General features: G+C 45.9%; 14 protein-coding genes. 5 read left to right on the top strand and 9 right to left on the bottom strand.

Annotated features, from left to right (window positions below; genetic code table 11):
- The first annotated feature begins 46 nt into the window (after positions 1–46).
- Positions 47–919 (top strand): pentapeptide repeat-containing protein, encoded by an 873-nt coding sequence (locus QUA45_RS17135; RefSeq protein WP_333095220.1) that lies wholly within the window; start codon positions 47–49, stop codon positions 917–919.
- Between the two features lie 146 nt (positions 920–1,065).
- Here QUA45_RS17135 and QUA45_RS17130 read toward each other — a convergent pair whose 3' ends face one another.
- The 6 genes from QUA45_RS17130 to QUA45_RS17105 form a co-directional block, all read right to left on the bottom strand.
- On the bottom strand, positions 1,066–2,280 hold the full coding sequence (locus QUA45_RS17130) for an FAD-dependent oxidoreductase (RefSeq protein WP_333221663.1): 1,215 nt from the start codon (positions 2,278–2,280) through the stop codon (positions 1,066–1,068).
- A gap of 329 nt (positions 2,281–2,609) precedes the next feature.
- Positions 2,610–4,142, bottom strand: coding sequence for an NAD(P)/FAD-dependent oxidoreductase (locus QUA45_RS17125; RefSeq protein ID WP_333221662.1), 1,533 nt, complete (start codon positions 4,140–4,142; stop codon positions 2,610–2,612).
- A gap of 302 nt (positions 4,143–4,444) precedes the next feature.
- Positions 4,445–4,930 (bottom strand): CRR6 family NdhI maturation factor, encoded by a 486-nt coding sequence (locus QUA45_RS17120; RefSeq protein WP_333095223.1) that lies wholly within the window; start codon positions 4,928–4,930, stop codon positions 4,445–4,447.
- Positions 4,931–5,142: 212 nt separating this feature from the next.
- The gene (locus tag QUA45_RS17115; RefSeq protein WP_333095224.1) at positions 5,143–7,071 is read right to left on the bottom strand and encodes a DUF3685 domain-containing protein; all 1,929 of its coding nucleotides are present in this window, start codon (positions 7,069–7,071) and stop codon (positions 5,143–5,145) included.
- A gap of 47 nt (positions 7,072–7,118) precedes the next feature.
- Entirely contained in the window at positions 7,119–9,335 is a 2,217-nt protein-coding gene (locus QUA45_RS17110) for a hypothetical protein (RefSeq protein WP_333221661.1), read from the bottom strand.
- A 738-nt stretch (positions 9,336–10,073) separates the two neighbouring features.
- The gene (locus tag QUA45_RS17105; RefSeq protein ID WP_333221660.1) at positions 10,074–10,538 is read right to left on the bottom strand and encodes a Fur family transcriptional regulator; all 465 of its coding nucleotides are present in this window, start codon (positions 10,536–10,538) and stop codon (positions 10,074–10,076) included.
- Between the two features lie 120 nt (positions 10,539–10,658).
- Here QUA45_RS17105 and QUA45_RS17100 point away from each other — a divergent pair, with 120 nt between their 5' ends.
- A complete protein-coding gene (locus tag QUA45_RS17100) occupies positions 10,659–10,784 on the top strand; it encodes a hypothetical protein (protein ID WP_333069419.1) in 126 nt (41 codons plus the stop codon).
- Here the strand turns inward: QUA45_RS17100 and QUA45_RS17095 are convergent.
- Both QUA45_RS17095 and QUA45_RS17090 read right to left on the bottom strand, forming a co-directional pair.
- Positions 10,768–11,826 (bottom strand): Hpt domain-containing protein, encoded by a 1,059-nt coding sequence (locus tag QUA45_RS17095; protein ID WP_333221659.1) that lies wholly within the window; start codon positions 11,824–11,826, stop codon positions 10,768–10,770. The two genes, QUA45_RS17100 and QUA45_RS17095, sit on opposite strands and share 17 nt — an antisense overlap.
- A gap of 82 nt (positions 11,827–11,908) precedes the next feature.
- Positions 11,909–12,163, bottom strand: coding sequence for a hypothetical protein (locus QUA45_RS17090; protein ID WP_333095228.1), 255 nt, complete (start codon positions 12,161–12,163; stop codon positions 11,909–11,911).
- A gap of 193 nt (positions 12,164–12,356) precedes the next feature.
- Between QUA45_RS17090 and QUA45_RS17085 the strand changes: the two genes are divergently transcribed.
- Entirely contained in the window at positions 12,357–13,040 is a 684-nt protein-coding gene (locus tag QUA45_RS17085) for a DUF1345 domain-containing protein (protein ID WP_333095229.1), read from the top strand.
- A gap of 233 nt (positions 13,041–13,273) precedes the next feature.
- Here the strand turns inward: QUA45_RS17085 and QUA45_RS17080 are convergent, their stop codons facing one another.
- A complete protein-coding gene (locus QUA45_RS17080) occupies positions 13,274–15,355 on the bottom strand; it encodes a hypothetical protein (RefSeq protein WP_333221658.1) in 2,082 nt (693 codons plus the stop codon).
- A gap of 454 nt (positions 15,356–15,809) precedes the next feature.
- Between QUA45_RS17080 and QUA45_RS17075 the strand changes: the two genes are divergently transcribed.
- Positions 15,810–16,070, top strand: a complete 261-nt coding sequence (locus QUA45_RS17075; RefSeq protein ID WP_333095231.1) for a sulfiredoxin — start codon at positions 15,810–15,812, stop codon at positions 16,068–16,070.
- Positions 16,071–16,165: 95 nt separating this feature from the next.
- On the top strand, positions 16,166–16,714 hold the full coding sequence (gene dps / locus QUA45_RS17070) for a DNA starvation/stationary phase protection protein Dps (RefSeq protein ID WP_333095233.1): 549 nt from the start codon (positions 16,166–16,168) through the stop codon (positions 16,712–16,714).
- Positions 16,715–16,875 lie beyond the last annotated feature (161 nt).

Raw genomic sequence — 16,875 nt, 5'->3', positions numbered from 1 at the left:
AGTGTTTATTTCTAGATAAATTTCCGCTATTAGGAATGTGACCCGTATGGAAGTAACCGAGCTGCTCAAAGAGTACGAAAATGGAAACAGAGACTTTGCTGACGTAAACCTAAGCGGAGCAAACCTCAGCGGAGCTATGTTGGTAGGGGTAAACCTTTCGAGGGCTAACCTGTCGGGAGCTAACCTGAGTCGGGCGCATCTGACCAAAGCAGAACTAAACGACGCAAACCTTTACAGGGCAAATCTGAGTTTTGCCAAAATGGGCCAAGCCAGACTAGCGGACGCAGAACTTACCAAAGCCAATCTCAGCGGAGCTTTCCTCGTCAAAGCAAAACTCCCCAGGGCAAAGTTGAGTGGCGCTCAACTCATCGGTAGTAACCTGCGGAGCGCTATCCTCTGGAACGCCAATTTATGTACAGCCGACCTGCAGTTCATCAATCTGCGGGGCGCTAACCTCACGGGAGCCAACCTCAACTGGGCCAACTGCGGAGGGGCAAAACTCAGCGGTGCAAAGCTGTTTGGCGCTCAACTAACAGGCATCTATCTCAGCAAAGCTTACATCAATGGCATCGACCTGAGCAGGACGGATCTCAATGGCGTCAACCTGAGCGAAGCCAAACTGAACGGGGTAAATTTGGAAGGCTCGAACTTGTTAGCCGCCAATCTCAGCGGGGCTCAGTTGCGCGGCGTCCAGTTGATGGGAGCAGATTTAACCAGGGCAAATCTGGTGGGAGTTTCTTTGGTGCAGGCAAACCTCGATTGGGCGAGGCTGTGCTATGCAGACTTGAGTGAAGCCGACTTGAGGGGGGCAACATTCACGGGAACCAACTTTGAGGGTACTCAGTTAGCCGGATCAACAATGCCCCCATCTTTGAGCAATGATGTCTACTTAACTGCAGCACGTGGTGTCGCAGCTTAGGCAACGCCAAAAATTAATTTCTCATCCTAGTGGACGGCTCTCGCATTAGTTTAACTTTTGATGCAGACATCATTACTTTTGTGAGAGTGTTGCACCGGCAAGAAATTTACTGATATTTGCGAGAGTTTGTAGCATCACAATTGAGCTCACCCGATTAATTTCGCGACTCGCAAAGCAGAGGTAATGGCTCCTTCGTGCAAACCATCCCCAAAATAAGCTCCCGCATGATAAGTGTTGTTCTCGCCATTAGTCTCGATAACTTCATCTCGATATCGAAAAGACTCGACAGTGTACAGTGGCGTGTGATGTTTCTGAATGTGAATAATGTGCTTTTGGGCGATCGACTCCTGCAGTTGAAAAGCTAAACTGTACTCTCGTGGCGAGGAGATGCCGCAAAGCTGATTCAAGCTCGCATTATAGCCCCACCCTTTGTCAGTCTCGAAAAAATCAAATTCTGATAACTTGCGGATACCGTAGCGATCGTACATTGATGTATCCGAATGCAGTACAGTGGTTGCATAATTGGCTTTCCACGCCGAAAACCGCTTCTTTTCCGCATCCGTAGGATCAGACAACAGCCTCATAACTTGGTCGGGCGGCATCGCAAAAACCACCTTATCAAATTCCTGGATTTCCCCATCAGAAAGCACAATTTTTACCGCATCCGCACTTCTAAAAATATTGGCAATCTCCACATTTAGCCGTATATCGCCCTTAAATCGCTCCAAAATCTTTTCAATGTAAGAATACACCCCGCCTTTAATCCTCACCCAGTTGACCGAGGCATATTCGCGCAAAACAGGCATCGCTAATTCTGCCGGGAAATTGTCGAGCAATTCAAACGGTATCGAGTAGCTGTACATCGTCAGCAACTTCAGCCAATAATTGCGGACGCACGAGCTTTTCAAAGACTCAGAAAGCGGCACATCGTAGAAATCGTGCTGTTGGGCAAACCGCATTTTTAAAATAAACCCAGCCGAACGAGCGTAGAGACTATCAAGTCGCAAATACTCGATCAGGCGTTGGATTCCGGTGAAATTATTTTGGATAGATACCGCAGACAAAAAGTGGGTGCCATCTTTAAAAAACAGCGCGGAACCAATCTGCACAGGTTCTAATTCAACGCCTAGTTCCTGCATAAAAGCCACGAAATTGTAAAAGACCGTCGGAAATTCCAGCACCCCATTTTCTAATATTTCATTGCACTCCGATTGATTGGGTACAACATTTTTGTTCAGTGTCCGAATGTGTCCGCCTAAAATTGGCTGCTTTTCCAACACAGTGACGTGATGCCCCTGTTTATCGAGCCAGTAGGCTGCTGCCATACCACTGGCTCCGCCCCCAACAATTGCAATTCTCATAGTTCACTCCTAGATTGATAGAAGGAAGTTCGGCAACGAGCACTGTACAAGATGTAACGGATGTCAGGAAGAAGGAAGATGGAAGATGGAAGAAGAAGAAATTCTCGTTTCCAGGTAGAACCTGGAAACGCATTTCAGTCTTGCTGTGCCTCGTCATTTTTAAGAGGAGGCAGAGCCTCGAGAAATTCATTCGTTGGCAGAGCCAAGGAACGAGATAATGAGAGCAGAAACGAGAGATTTTTAAGAGCAGGCAGAGGAAGAGTGAAATTTATTCCTTGGCTTTGCCAAGGAACGAGAGAAACAGGAAAATAACCAATTGCTAATTTTCCTTAGCCTAAAATTGCATCGCCGGATAAACGTTGATAAAGCAGCGCCCCCGTCCAAAATGTCGGTGCAAAGCCTGGATAGCCCGAAGAGGCGTTGCAGAAATAGAAATTGTTGAGGGATGTTTCGTGATTTAGTCGATCGACCCCCATGTTGCGCGGCGTCAGGCTGGAACCGTAGGAATTACCGTTAGGACACCAACAGAAGCGCTCGTTAGTTGTCGGACTTCCGGTAATATGAAAGACCATGTGTTTGCGGAAATTCGGAACATAGTGTTTTTCAACTACATCTAAAATCGAGTCCAGAATCTCTTGTTTCTTCTGCCTGTAAGCTTTGCGATCTGTCTCCCAAAGCTGTTTAAAATAGCTGTAATTAGCAACAGTCAGAAATTCGACAATTTGACAATCTTCTGGACAATCCCGCCGCGCTTCCGTCAGTAAAGTTGGCGTTGTAATTGCAAAGCTCGGACGAGAAAAGTCATTTTGCTCATACATTTGAGCAAAAGCTTCATTTAGATCCAAGTGTTCCGTATGAAACGTATTCCACTTGCCAAATCCATAGTCTCGGAGATCGATATCTTTGACAACGCAGTACACCATGTAGTTAGATGCAGAATACTCATAGTTGAGTTTCCGCCGCACTGTTTTAGAGAACTGTTCCTCTCCAATCATCTTGGCAGCTCTTTTCGGGTCAAGGTTGCAAATCACCGTGTCGCCCGTGAATTCATGGGTTTGATGGGTGGTCAAATCCATCGCTTCAACACCAGTTACTGTTCTGTTTGTTACCCTAAAATTCGTGACTTCATGGTTTAGTCGAACTTTTCCCCCGTTGGATTCAATGACTTTAACTAAAGAATTGATGACATCTTCAAAATGCTGCGTCGGGTAAAATGCACCTTCTTGATAGCCTCTAAACAAGGCAATCCAAGCATAGAAAGAAAGCTGATGGGGAGGCAGCAAAAAGTCCGGCCATTGCAGGGCTAATAGCGTTTGGGCGGCTTGCGGGAGTTGGAACTTGTCGAAAACGTCCTGAAGTGTACTGTTGAGGTGTTGGACGGCACAGAATACGTCACCGAAATTTTTGAGCAATTCAATTGGTTTGACGGGAGGAGCGAGTTTTCTGAGTCCCTCGCCGGTTTTCTCGACTTCGTTGACGAATTGGCGAATTCTCTCGCCCGCTTCGGGAAACAGCGCCGACAATCGCCGGATCAGTTCCTTTGGTTCCGAGGGAATATCCAGCGCATACCCAGGCATTCTCATGTGGTCGTAGCCATTCGGATCGTACCGTTCAAAGGTGACATCTCGATCGAGACCGAGTTTTTTGAGAACTCGATTGACTGTATGTCCTTCGCCGCAGTCCCAAACGTAGTGGAATTGGGCATTAAACGTGTATTGGTTGGCCATCGTAAAGGTGTGACCAAAGCCTCCGGGATGCTCGTGAGCTTCGAGGATGTGTACGGTTTTGCCGGAGTTTGCCATCAAAGCTCCGAAAACCAGTGCTGATAAACCACTGCCGACGATGAGGTAATCTGTTTTCATGGTAAATTTCCTCGATCGATTGAATGGGGCGATCGTTGTCTATTTAAACTAACTATCAATTCTGAGAATATTCTGAAGTCCAGCAACAATTTTTTGAGGCGCGCTGGTTTAAGGATTGTATTAAAGTCTGAGTGCGGTTGCGGTTAAGCTTAATTAACCTGTTGTGGATAGAACTTATAGCTGCGGAGGCGGACTGGAAAGCCCGCCCCACAAGGGAAAAAATCGGGTTTATACTTTTGTTCTTAGTCTTAAGGTAGAGGAGCCTACCTAATTAGGACGATTTTAATTAGAGGCGCCCTCGCTTATTTGTGGGGCACAATCACATCAAAAAAAGCATCTTCCAAATCATAACCAAACATCTGCGACATCGCCATCAACTTCGATTTACTGGGAATTCCCTGCTGATGCAACCAATCAGTCAACACAAAAATTTTGTTCATCAAAAACATTTCCAAAGCTTCAGGATTGTACTGAATACCTTGGGTGCGGTGGAACTGGTGTGGCACCAACATCGCGGCATAGCGCGCCAATTCTCCCGCTTTCCAATCCAGCAAAAATGGCAGCCAAGGGTAACAAGCATCCAAGCGAATAAACCACAGCCGTACTTCGGGAATTTCCGAAATTTCTCGCGGATCTAACTCTTCGCGCGGATACTCAATTTCAAATTGTAGCTGTTGTTCGTTTTGGGCGATCGCTCCTTCGGCCAGCCACTTTTCAATCACAGTCCGCACCGGAGACAAATCTAAACTGTTTATGCGATCGGCATCTATCGCTATCATAATACTCATAAAATTTCAACCTTATAGCGTTAAGTTTTCTCTATAATACCACCAATCACCAATCACCAATTATATCAAATCTATTAAATCCCGTATACTATAAATGTTGCAGGCATTCGCAAAATATCTTGAAAGACATCTGCGTTACTACCCATTAACCTGTGGTTTCAATCTTCGAGCAAAGATTTATGTAATCGTTCCTATTGCTCGTTGCCGAACTCTCACCCATTTTTCCCAAACTTGCTATCTTGCAAAGAATTGCCAATCCCCTGGATAATTCCCCGCCCGATCAAACCAATTCCCCGCCCTATAACCTGAGTCAAAACGTAAACAACGCCAGCACCCAACAGCGAGATAACCGCGCGAACTCTAGGTGCGATCGCATCCCTGGTTTCCAGCAGCAAAGTCAAGGCTAACTGCCACCCATAAAGCTGTGCTAACTCTAGATTTCTAGGAGCATAAATAGAAATTCTCTTAATTCCAGAATCGCCCAAAACAAACAGCCAAAACCTGCTTTCAAAAATAGCTTTCGGTTCCACAAAATATCTATCCCAGCTATATCTCCACGACAAATCATTCCGAAATCTCTCAATTTCTCGCGTCGAAATCAACTTACCATCGTAAAAAATTTGCTTAATTTCTTCAAGATTTGCCAAATTATTTAGTAGAGGCTGTACCACCCCGCTAGCAACTTGTATGGCCAAATTTTCTAACAAAGCTTCAGCTCGCTGCATCGCTTCCGGGCTGCCAGCAACACAAGAAATATTGTCAACTTTTAGAGGAACTTCAAATAGCAAATGTGCAAAAAAATCAACTGTCATCGGTATTTTGTCAAGGATTTCTGCTGCAACTACATCAGCATCTGCCAGCAGCATAGGCACAACTTCTATGCCGCTGCCTGCCAAGAAATAAGCAGCACTTCCCTCTTGGTTTTCTTCGAGTTTGAAGCTTGCTTGACTGCCATCAAAAACCAAATTTTCTTTCGTTTGTAGTGTATAGTATCTGCCAAAAAAATCTATGATTGTAGCCTCCCACAAATTCCGTAAAATAGCAGGCATTTTTGACAACAATTGAGTTTGCTGCACTTGCGAAAAGCGCAATTCTTCCAGCAAATCCTTTAACTTCCGCAGAATGGAAGTCATCAATTCACGCTTTTTGGGCGATCGCAAAATATCGATTTCCAAAGGCAAGCCAGTCAAATTCACCAAATCAAACTGCAATTTAGCTGCAGCCGAGTCAAACAAGCTACCTTGCCAATTAGTTCCAACCACCAAAGATTCACCCGAAACTTGGGAATTTGCTAATTGCGATTGAGAATTATTTAACAAATTCTCGCCTCTAATTTCTGCTTTCTCTCCTCCGCCTTCTCCCCTTTGCTTTCTGCCGAATACCTTCTCTTCTTTTCCTTCAAATAATAACTGACTGACAATCCAGCGAGCTGCCAGCAATTCTCGGCGGCGCCCGCTGAGTACAAGCCCATCTAAAATAGAGGGTAAATCTGTCGGATCTGCCGCTTTAATCTCTTGCAAATCAGCTTGGACAACCGCCAAAGTTGCATCTATTTCCCGTAGTCCAGAATGACAAAAATAAGCCAGCATTTTTTTGTGTACTGGCGTATCAACTGTCGGATTATCGGCATTTTTATCTGCAATTGCTGCGGAGTTTTCTACTGTTTGAACAACCGCTGCATTTAGTTCTATTTCCGGGTTAGTGCCCGCATCCGTCGCCCAATAAGTGCAGCCAGATGCCACCGCGCGAATAGCTTCGATTGTCAAGGAAATATCTCTACCTTTAGGACAATAGCCATTCGCGCCCGCCGCCTGTACCTGGGCCAACAGCTCCGGTGTCAGCGGCCCGCCTAGCAGCAACAGGGGCAGGTTGGGGTACAAACTTTTGAGTTCGCGACAAAAGGCCAGCGCCTCTGTTTGGCCCGATCGCGAATTTAGGATCTCCACAGCCAAAATTACCAAATCTGCGGGCTTCTTGGCTGCTCCAGAGCCGATCGATCGAGCTTCTAAAACCCGCAAAACCTCGGTTTCCGTTGAAACCTCTGCGACAACTTGCAAGTCTGGATACTGCTCGCAAGCGACTCGCAGCCCCAGCCGGAAAATAGGGTCGCCATCGATCGTCAGCACTTGGAAATTACTCACTTGATTTTAGATTGGAGATTTTAGAGCTCGATCGCGCGAAAACCCAATTATTCGGGGATCAAATTAGCATCAGGAGGCCCAGCCGATTCAGGAATCGAGGGCGGCGCGGGTTCCGGAGCCGGAGCCGGAGGAGCAGGTTCCGGAGCCGGAGCCGGAGCCTCTTCTCTCGCGGGTGGATAGTAAGGTTCCGCTTCCCTTGCGGGGGGATTGTAAGGTTCCGGTTCCGGTTCCCTTGCGGGCGGATAGTAAGGTTCCGGTTCCCTTGCGGGGGGATTGTAAGGTTCCGGTTCGGGAGCCGGGGCCTCTTGGCTCGCGGGGGGATAGTAAGGCTCGGGAGCCGGAGCCTGCTCGGGAGGAGGCGCGTATTCCTCTTGTCGGGGAGGAGGCGCGTACTCCTCCTGTTGCGGAGCCGGCGCGTACTCCTGTTGCGGAGCCGGCGCGTAATCGCGAGCGGGTTCCGGCGGCGGTGCACTGTTAGCTCTGAGTTCAGCACTCCAGCGCCCGATCGCACCTGCCGCCTCTGAATACAGGGCCCTACCGTAACCGATTTGGGAAGCCGTCTCGATCGCCGCTCCTAGACTGCCTTGAGATGCCAATTCCGCAGCTCGATCGAGAATCGGTCTGTCTTGAGCAACTTGCAGTTCGCTCACCCACTGATAGACATTATCCTGAGCTTTCGCATACAAAGTCCTACCGCTCTTAATTGCCGAAGCTTTTTCAATAGCAGCACTAAGTTTTCCTTGCTTCGCCAGGGCGATTGCTTCATCCAAAAAAGGCTGATCTTGAATAACTTCTATGCGTTTCGTCCACTGAGCCAATAGAGTTTGCGCCTCTATCCTGCGGGGGCGGTTTTGAGCGATCAGGAGTAGCTGAGCCATACCGCCCTTGAGTCCTTCAACCGTTTGCGGTTCTGCCAACTGCTTCGCCAGAGTCAGAAAAGATTGGTCTTCGATCCGCTGAATTTCCCGACGCCAAGCAGCCACCAAAGTTTGAGCGTGAACCCGCCGTGGCTGCTTAATTCCGATCGTTTGCGCTTGCTCGATCGCGAGTGCAAACGTTCCTATCTGACCTACACTAGCGATCGTGCTCGCCACTTGCAGACGCAGCAAATCTTGAAACTGCACCTGCAAATTTTCAATTTGAACTTGAGCTTGCTTGTAAAGAGGGCGACCCGGAGCAATTTGGCTAGCAGCCCCCTGCCCTTCCAGCAAGCTAAAAATGTGTTGCGGCAGCGGAGTTGATATCGACTGGTTCCATGTCACTGCCTGAGCTCTACCCAACTGCATCAAATCTTGAGCTTCCGCAAACAGCGGCGAATCCTGCGGCACCACTGAAGCAGCCTCGATCGCCCCCGGCAGGTCTTTCGCCCCTAACCGCTTAGTAGCCATTGCCAGCAAAGTCCGACTCCAGCCCTCAATTTCCTTCTCAGCTTTAGCGCGGGCAAAAAGCTGCGAGTCTATTTTACGAGCCAGGACGATCGCCTCAGCGAACTTTTGCGGAGTTCCGTCCTTCGCCAAATCTCTAGCCTCTTGCAAGCGCTGCCAGCCGTTTCTTTCCAAAGAAATCTGCTGGATCAGCTCGTTGTAACGCTTCTGACTCCAGAAAATATTTTCCAGCTTAAATAGAGCTTGAGCATAATCCCAGGCTTTCCTTAAATCCTCACTTTTCAAAGCTGCTAGGGCTGTATCGTAGAGTTTTTGGCCCTCCTGCCAATTTTTTTCCCAAGCAGTAACCGCCTCCTGTACCTCTGGGTAAGACGGACTGGTTTTCGGAATTTTCGCCACAATCTCCAGAGCACCCTTCAAATCGCCCCTCTCTATTTTTGCCCTGGCAAATCCTAGAATGGCTTTCGACCATTCCCCTATCAAATGTTGACCCTGCGAGTATAGCGGATGTTCTTTCGGCCAAGCCTGCACCAGTGCCATTGCCGATTCTAGCTGTTCTAGCTTGCCCGACTTAGCAGCTTGCTGAGCGCAGTAAAGTCGCTCTCCGTCCGCCGCCAGCGGCGACAGTTGCTGGCAATTCGGCGGTGGCGGCATCGTCAGCAACCACAGAAATGCAGCAGCACCGGTTACTCCAAATCCCACCAGGAGACTCAGCCAGATAAGCTGCCACTGCCAAAAAGTTCTTTTTCCCTCTGTCGGCAGCGCCGTTACTGAGGAACTCGCATCGCCTGTCGCCTCTGCACTGAACTGTGCCGTCGGTTTAGGGGATGGGTTGTATTGCGGTGGTGTGTGGAATTGGTCAGATTGTCGTCTCGCCATTACTTCAGCCTGTCCTGTAATGCGCACTAGAATGCGACACTCCCACATCAAATCTATAGATTATGATGTCGGCTTCTGACTCCTGTTAAGGAGATCGAGAACTTCCTTCAAGGTACTGGCCATCTTTCCCTCTACGGCGTTTTATAGTGAGGTTCGTGTCCAGCCCCACTGTTTGCTTCCGAGTATTTTAGGCTCTCGAAGCACGTAAATCATATCAGTTATCACACAGTTATTGACAGATCCCGGGGCCGTTTAGCAGAAAAAACAGTGTAAAGCCCCATCAGTCCATCAATTTTAGATTTTAGATTTTAGATTTTAGATTTCACTCTGCAGATCAAGTAGGGGAGGGATTAAACTAAGGTCTAATATTAAATCCGGATCAGAAATCCCTTTATCAGACTCAGCGGTTGAAACCAATCCAAAACAAACTATCCTCCACTCCAAGCGGATTAAAAAATAAAGGGGGCAGTAAAGCCGGATTTGCTCTACACTTTGAGCTGTAGCGACTAGAACTAATTTTTTTGGTTTAATCGTAAATTTTATTCCCGATCGCCAAACTTGCCGATCGAGTTTCATTTTTTTATTTTCCTTTTTTTCTATTGTGCCGAATTCCGGCTGGCGACGGCAAAAAAAACGATCGCACCCAGCAAAATACTTAAATCATTTTATACGACCGACCGGCCCAGCCCAAAGATCGGTTTTGCTTCCAACAGGCGCGACTTTACGCGACTTTATCCGTTACGAAGCCTTTGGCGTATCGCTGACACTGGATGCCTGGGTGGCTGACTCTGCTGATCGATACCCGTAGAAATCTATCCGGTAGTCTACAATTCTGACACCAGTTTGCTGTTGGATTTGCTCGATCAAGTCGATCGGCAATTCCACATGAACGTCTAGAATCTGAGCCGTATCAATACAATTGACGTGAGAGTGAGAGTCGCTGACATTGCCGTACAAACGTCCCTCCGAGCGTTCTATGCACTCAATAATCCCTTCTCTCGACAAAGCTTCTAGATTTTGATAGACAGAAGTATGACCGATCGAATGCGCTTTTTGGTTGAGGCGATCGTAAATTTCGCGAGCGGAGAGGTGTTCTTTTGCCTCCCACAAAAGTTCTAGAATAAATCGACGCTGGCGGCTCAAGCGCATTCCCATCGCCTGACAGCGGTTTAAAGCATCTTCTAATGAACGAATTGGTTTCACAGCTACCGCCTTATAAAGCCTGCTCGATTTTTAATTCTGGTACAATATTGCACGCCTACATATCCACTAATTCTAACGCAGGCTTGCCCAACAGTAGAAGGTAGAGGGCAAAAAATTCGAATGAGTGAATTTTTTCGAGTTGCTGCTCAACGAGCGGCTGTCAGCACCCACCAGAAAATTATCCGCCTCACAAATATTGCTTTGACTCTATCTTCTACTGCAACACCTCCTAGTTCGAGGATTTGATGGCGTTAACCAGTAACTTGGCAATTTCCGAGAGTTGCTTTTTGTTGAAAGTTTTGAGCAAAAGCTTGACTACCGCCTTCGGTTCGGCTGGAAGTGCTACTTGCTTCGACGCTGCGGCTGGGGCCGCTGGGGCGCTTGCCTCTGCTGGTTTTGGGCTTGCTGCCAAAAGTAGCAAATTTTTACTCGGAACGATCGTCTTGACTTTCCCCACTTGTACTAAATCGCCAGCTTCCTTGAGTTCTTTGATAATCAGCGGAGCTAAGACTTTATAAGAGTTTTTGGGATTAACGATCGCTGCTCTAGCGGTTTTTACTAAATTTTGCCAAGTCTCAATTTTACCTCCCAACTTATAGAGGCGAACGCACACAGCCGTCAACTCAGAGCGACTAGCAGCCGATTCTTTCTGCTTGAACACCTGCAACATTTCTTTGAGTAAAGTCATCACTTCAACAGCAAAATTCGCCGGCACAGCGCCCGCTGTTGAAGCTGCGGGGGTAGCAGACCCAGCAGCCTGCACTTTGCCCGACGCCAATTTATCGAGGTGAGTTTCCAGTTGAGCAAAAACAGGCATCACCTGCTGCACGAGTTTTTCTCCCTCCTCATTCCTCAAGCCGAAAGGCCCCTCCAGTCGCCCCAGCAAGTCCTTAAGCGTATCAACTCCCTTTAAAAATAGGGATTCTGCCGTTTGGTCAACTTGCTTGACGGGCCCGTCCTTGAGCACCTTAAAACAATCTTCCAAGCGGTGAGCGGTTGTTTTAATACTATCTAAGCCCAGCATAGCCGCCCCTCCTTTCACGGAATGGGCGGCTCGAAACATCTCTTGGACGCTTTCGGGGTCTTTCATCGTGGACTTTAAATCCACTAAACCATTTTCTAGAGTATCGAGGTGCTCCTTAGCCTCCTCTATAAACAAACGCATAATTCGGTCTTGCTGATCTGACACGACAGTCCTCCTAACAATCTCAGCACCCTCCAGAAAGCACCCTCTTGGCGGGATAAAACGCGACTCCTGCCCAGAGTCGGAAGCTCCCATGCAAAACATTCTAGCCTGCCTCAGCTAGCAGACTCAAAATACTGGTGTCAGGGCAATCTTAGCTCTAAAACTGGTGCGGTGGAGATTGAGCCTAGAGTTCTGAGGGAGTATCTGGAGCGACTTCAATACCCATTCCTTGTTTCATCATCTGCTGAGCCGTAATCAAGTCGCTTAACTCCTTGACTTCGACGCCGATGTCTTGGCAAGCCTTTTTCAGTTCCCGCTCGAAGGTGTTGAGGTCGTCTCCGTAGCCGCAAAGCTTCGCGGCTGTGGCGATTCCTTGTTGGGCGTTAGCTTTGGCGCAGTCGATCAATTCAATGCCTTTGAGGGGTTGGGAGGATGCCATAATTTCAAGCCACAATTTATCTTTTCTCCCACTGTACCTAGAAGGTTGAGGTCGATCGATCTATCGAAAGGCATGAAAAATCCTATCTGTACTGAGTGTTACCAATTCATACCTATTTTTTGGGAGTTCCTGCGAAGATGGCAGTAGTTGAGATTTTCTAACCCTTACTGTGCGTAAATTACACTAGATTACTGTGAAAAATGTTTCCCAATCTAAAATGCACTGGGTCTGGAGCGTCCGGCACCGCCTGTTTGTGTCTGTTCTCTTTGCTATGGCAGTTGCTGTGTTGCTGCCACCTGACTATCTCCCCCTGACTCGGACGCTGTGCATTTGGAACGCGGGCGCGGTCAGTTTTCTGATTTTGACTTGGATGCTGATGCTGCAAGGCACTCCCGAAATGATGCGCCACCACGCTCAGCAGTTGGATGCCGGCCGCTTAACAATCTTAAGTACGATCGTGGCAGCGGCTTTTGCTAGCTTGTTAGCCATCTTCTTCCTGCTGCGCGATACCAAAGGCCTGTCGCCGAATTTGCTATTTCTGCACTTGGGGCTTTCTGTCCTCACAATTGTTGGGTCTTGGATGCAGGTGCACACTATCTTCACCATGCACTATGCCCGCAGCTACTACAAAAACCGCAGCAAGCAGCACGACAGTTACTTACAGGCGGAGGGTTTGGATTTTCCGGGCGACGAGGAACCTGACTACAAAGATTTTTTATATTTCTCCTTTGGTATTGGGATGACTTGCCAAGTTGCAGACGTGCAGATCACTTCTCGTTCCACGAGGTATCTCGTGCTTTTTCACAGCGTGCTGTCGTTCTTTTTTAACACTGCTATTCTGGCTATGAGTGTCAATATTATTGCTGGATTGAGTTGAGATGATTCTGTCGCAGATGCTGGGATTTTTTTTTAATGGGCGATCGAGCTTGTTTTAGGGCGCTGCTTATTGCCCGAATTCCAGTGTTAGACGCAAGAAAGTCAGGCTAATCACCAAATTTTGCATAACTCAATAGAAAATTTTAGTTTTCAGGAGCGAGTTAGCGCGAGGTTAGAGATAAAAATAAGCTAAAAACAGCTTGGTGTAATACTCTGAGGATACCTATGAAAGCCCTACAGATTCTCTGTAAATCTAAAGTTATCTACTAACTGCTCAAGAAACCTCTCATGACTAAAAGCATACGACTCTTGAACTAGAGATTTGTTCTTCAGTTTAATTGTTTGCTCAATTCTGATCAGAGAATTGAAATAGTACTTATGAAGATAATCTTCTTGAATATAACCCAATAAATCTTCTGCCTTTAATTGGTCTTCCTTCCATAGTTTAAATTTGATAATGCTCTTTTTACCTGCATCTGGGTCATAAATATTATATGCATTAAGTAGAATGTCTCCTTTAGAGATGATGTAACAAAGCTCCCGGATTGGTCTGACGCTATGCCCTTGTTCACGTAAACCTGAAAACATTCGATTTCCCATGACAATACATGAACATAATTGGGATGGCAAAAAATTAGGCTGTGTTTTAATCTTCTTTGCTAAATACGTTCTGAAAGGTTCTTGCTGCCATAAATCTTGGAAGCGAGTCAATTGAGTTGCGGCTTTCTGAATGCAATCATAAGTGGTTCTCAATTCAAATACATTACAAGGATGCAAGGAGTTTTTGCATTCAAATATAAATAGGCAATTATCTACAACAGCTAAGACATCTACCTCGCCTTGAGTCCCCTCAAAAGAATATTTTAAATTGGTTGCAAATATTGATGATACTGGTTTTAAGCATCTCTCCATCTCCAGAACAAGTGGATCTGCAGATGATTCTGAATCAAATCTAAAATTAATTGATTGAAGAATGTTTCTACAAAGATCAGAGTTAGTTAAAATTCCCAGAGGTAAAAGTATCCAATCTTCAACATTAATAAATGGGTGCGTTTGTAAATCAAATCTCTTCTTGTCTAATCTCCAAGTAAATAACTCAAAAATTTCTTTTGCCTTTTGTTCTCCCAAAAAACTAGCCAATAAATCTTTGAGTTCATTGGCTTGTAAAACAGGCATAGATCGCCAAAATAACTTAGACTTAAAGAGATTTTTAGAGTCTATATACTCCGTAAGAACGAATAACATAAATGCAAATAACCGTTGTACTTTAATGATATCGAATAATGATAAACTTTGGGAAACTGGGATTTCATTTACTTTTTTATAGTCAATAAATAAATTAGTTTCAAGTTGTTTGAGAATAATCTCCTCTTCTACAAAAAGACTGTTACTGTCCAAAAACTTACTTAAAATTTGAGGGTGAAATTGCATGACAATGCGTTTTAAAGGACTGTCTATAATCTTAAATGTAGAGTCTTTAAACTTTTGATAATACGCCTTTGAAAATTCCAATATAGAGGGGGATTTTTCTGTTATTTCTGATAATTCTGACAGAGAATCAAACGAGTTAGCAATTTCTTGCATAGATTGTCTTGTGTAGCCGAGACAACGGCTCATCTCGAACTTTGGGTCAGGTGCTTTTAAAATAATTTTTGCATCATTTTGTATAGCTGTATAACCAAAACTATCTACAAGCACTTCAGACTCTTGAAAAAAAATTAATTTGTTAAAATCCTCTAATTTGTCAAGGTAATATTTATCGTTTAAGCGTTTTTCATTGACTTTATTAATATTTGATTTATCTATAACCTTTTTGTCATGGCTATGATAAAGATATAAAGAAAAGGCTGAAGCTAGCTCTTCCTTACATACAGAGTAGCGATTAGCGCGGTCTTGTTGAAGACCATCAACTGGCCAGAACAATGAATCAACTTCTTGAGGATCATCAAGTGGCCAGAAGAATGAATCAACTGCAACTAGGTAACTTTTAATCTCAAGATAATCAACCTCTTTAAGTAAAACCTTAAATAAGGTTTGAATATTTCTTGAGATGGAAAGAAGCGATTTTATAGATTTAAAGTAAATTTGGCTATCCTGGCTGATGTTTATTTTCCCAGTTTCATTTATCAAAGAATTAAGTATCTGAGATTGGTAATCATAGTTTGAGCATCGAAGTACACCAAATTTTCGTAGTTGACCTACAAATTCCGCCTCACTTTGTTGTAATCCCGCTCGAAATAAGTTTAAGGCTAGCTTTTGATCTCTGTCTGAGATGGCTTGCTTTAAATCCTGTGCAATTTGCTTTATATTTTTCATTAATTAACTGGTAGGGTGGGAGCAACAAAGCTATCATTGATAGTCTTCTAGTGGACTTCAAAAATTGCTGAAAGATTCCTCAAGACATACCATTACATGGCAATGAAATCCGCTCTCTAAAAAAACGCTAAAACCGCATTTTCAGGGGTTATTTTTCAGCGGTTATGATGCGGCAGTCGTAACGACTACCCCTAGGCTTTGCCTAATAAATTTATAACTTTAGGGCATTCCAACGTCAAGACACCGACAATGAATTGAGCTATCTAGGTGATGGGAAGGAATTTTTAATGCTGATTTTCCCACCCAAAGCCGATCACCCTCGATCCCGCGACACTACAGCAAACGGGCGATCGCACGCCCCCGTTCTGCCAATCTCAAAATTTCCTGACATTTTTGTTGCTAAAACGAAGTCATTACGAGTATGATTTAATAAGAAGCAAAACAGACCAACGCCATGAGGATCGAAGAAATACCCCTCAACCAGATTCGCCGCCCCCTGCCACGAGTCAACGACCAAACCAAAGTCGCCACCCTCATGGAATCAATCCGCGAGGTAGGTTTAAACGAACCCATCGACGTGCTAGAAGTAGATGGTCAGTATTACGGATTTTCGGGCTGCCATCGGTACGAAGCTTGCCAGCGTCTCGGTTTAGAAACTATCCGCTGTAAAGTACGCCGAGCTACCCGTGCGGTGTTGCAGATGCACCTAGCCTGAGCCTTTCAACAGAAATTCACGACAGGCAAATATTCTCTTGCCCACACCTTTCTAAGATATTCGATCGACAATCACTAATAACAAGGTAAAAACCTATGACTACCAACAACCACAAACAACATCTTTACCCGACCCGCATTGATATGTCAGCCGCCACCCGCTCTCAAGTAGTCGGGCTGCTCAACGCCACGCTGGCAACGACTCTGGACTTAAAAACTCAAGTCAAGCAAGCTCACTGGAACGTTAAAGGCATGGATTTCTACCAGTTGCACTTGCTGTTTGACGAAATGGCAACAGAACTCGAAGAATACATCGATTTGGTTGCCGAACGGGTCACAGCTTTGGGCGGTTTGGCTGTGGGAACAGCCCGCAGTGCGGCTGCTGATTCGATTTTGCCAGAATTTCCTTTCGACATTTTAGACGGCAAAGAATACGTGACGGCTTTGGCCGATCGCTACGCACCCTACGCCAAACACCTGCGAGTCGCCATCGACAAAACTGGCGAACTCGGCGATGCTGATACAGCGGATCTGTACACCGAAATTTCGCGGGCAATTGACAAGCGTTTGTGGTTCCTAGAAGCGCATTTGCAAAGTTCTGCGACAACTGCAACAGTCGCCGCCGAAAAAGTAGCAGTCAAATAGCCACAAAAAAAGTTGTGGGGTGGGCGCCCGAGCCCGCCCCACAGATGTATTTCCTTAAGGCTCGTGACAGTTTACGATCGAGAATATTCCTCTTCTGTCACTCTAGGCAGAGTATAATAGGACAAAATCTCTCAAACCTGAGCTGGGTCTATGGTTAAGCC

The sequence above is a fragment of the Microcoleus sp. Pol12A5 genome (assembly GCF_036701435.1).
Lineage (GTDB): Bacteria > Cyanobacteriota > Cyanobacteriia > Cyanobacteriales > Microcoleaceae > Microcoleus.
The sequence above is the reverse complement of the archived record's forward strand: the minus strand, read 5'-3'. Positions and strand labels throughout refer to the sequence as shown.

What these genes read in the sequence shown, in the direction of transcription:
- QUA45_RS17135 (WP_333095220.1), top strand. Translation starts at nt 47, where the DNA reads ATGGAAGTAACCGAGCTGCTCAAAGAGTACGAAAATGGAAACAGAGAC.
- QUA45_RS17130 (WP_333221663.1), bottom strand. Translation starts at nt 2,280, where the DNA reads ATGAGAATTGCAATTGTTGGGGGCGGAGCCAGTGGTATGGCAGCAGCC.
- QUA45_RS17125 (WP_333221662.1), bottom strand. Translation starts at nt 4,142, where the DNA reads ATGAAAACAGATTACCTCATCGTCGGCAGTGGTTTATCAGCACTGGTT.
- QUA45_RS17120 (WP_333095223.1), bottom strand. Translation starts at nt 4,930, where the DNA reads ATGAGTATTATGATAGCGATAGATGCCGATCGCATAAACAGTTTAGAT.
- QUA45_RS17110 (WP_333221661.1), bottom strand. Translation starts at nt 9,335, where the DNA reads ATGGCGAGACGACAATCTGACCAATTCCACACACCACCGCAATACAAC.
- QUA45_RS17100 (WP_333069419.1), top strand. Translation starts at nt 10,659, where the DNA reads ATGAGTGAATTTTTTCGAGTTGCTGCTCAACGAGCGGCTGTCAGCACC.
- QUA45_RS17095 (WP_333221659.1), bottom strand. Translation starts at nt 11,826, where the DNA reads ATGTTTTGCATGGGAGCTTCCGACTCTGGGCAGGAGTCGCGTTTTATC.
- QUA45_RS17090 (WP_333095228.1), bottom strand. Translation starts at nt 12,163, where the DNA reads ATGGCATCCTCCCAACCCCTCAAAGGCATTGAATTGATCGACTGCGCC.
- QUA45_RS17080 (WP_333221658.1), bottom strand. Translation starts at nt 15,355, where the DNA reads ATGAAAAATATAAAGCAAATTGCACAGGATTTAAAGCAAGCCATCTCA.
- QUA45_RS17075 (WP_333095231.1), top strand. Translation starts at nt 15,810, where the DNA reads ATGAGGATCGAAGAAATACCCCTCAACCAGATTCGCCGCCCCCTGCCA.
- dps (WP_333095233.1), top strand. Translation starts at nt 16,166, where the DNA reads ATGACTACCAACAACCACAAACAACATCTTTACCCGACCCGCATTGAT.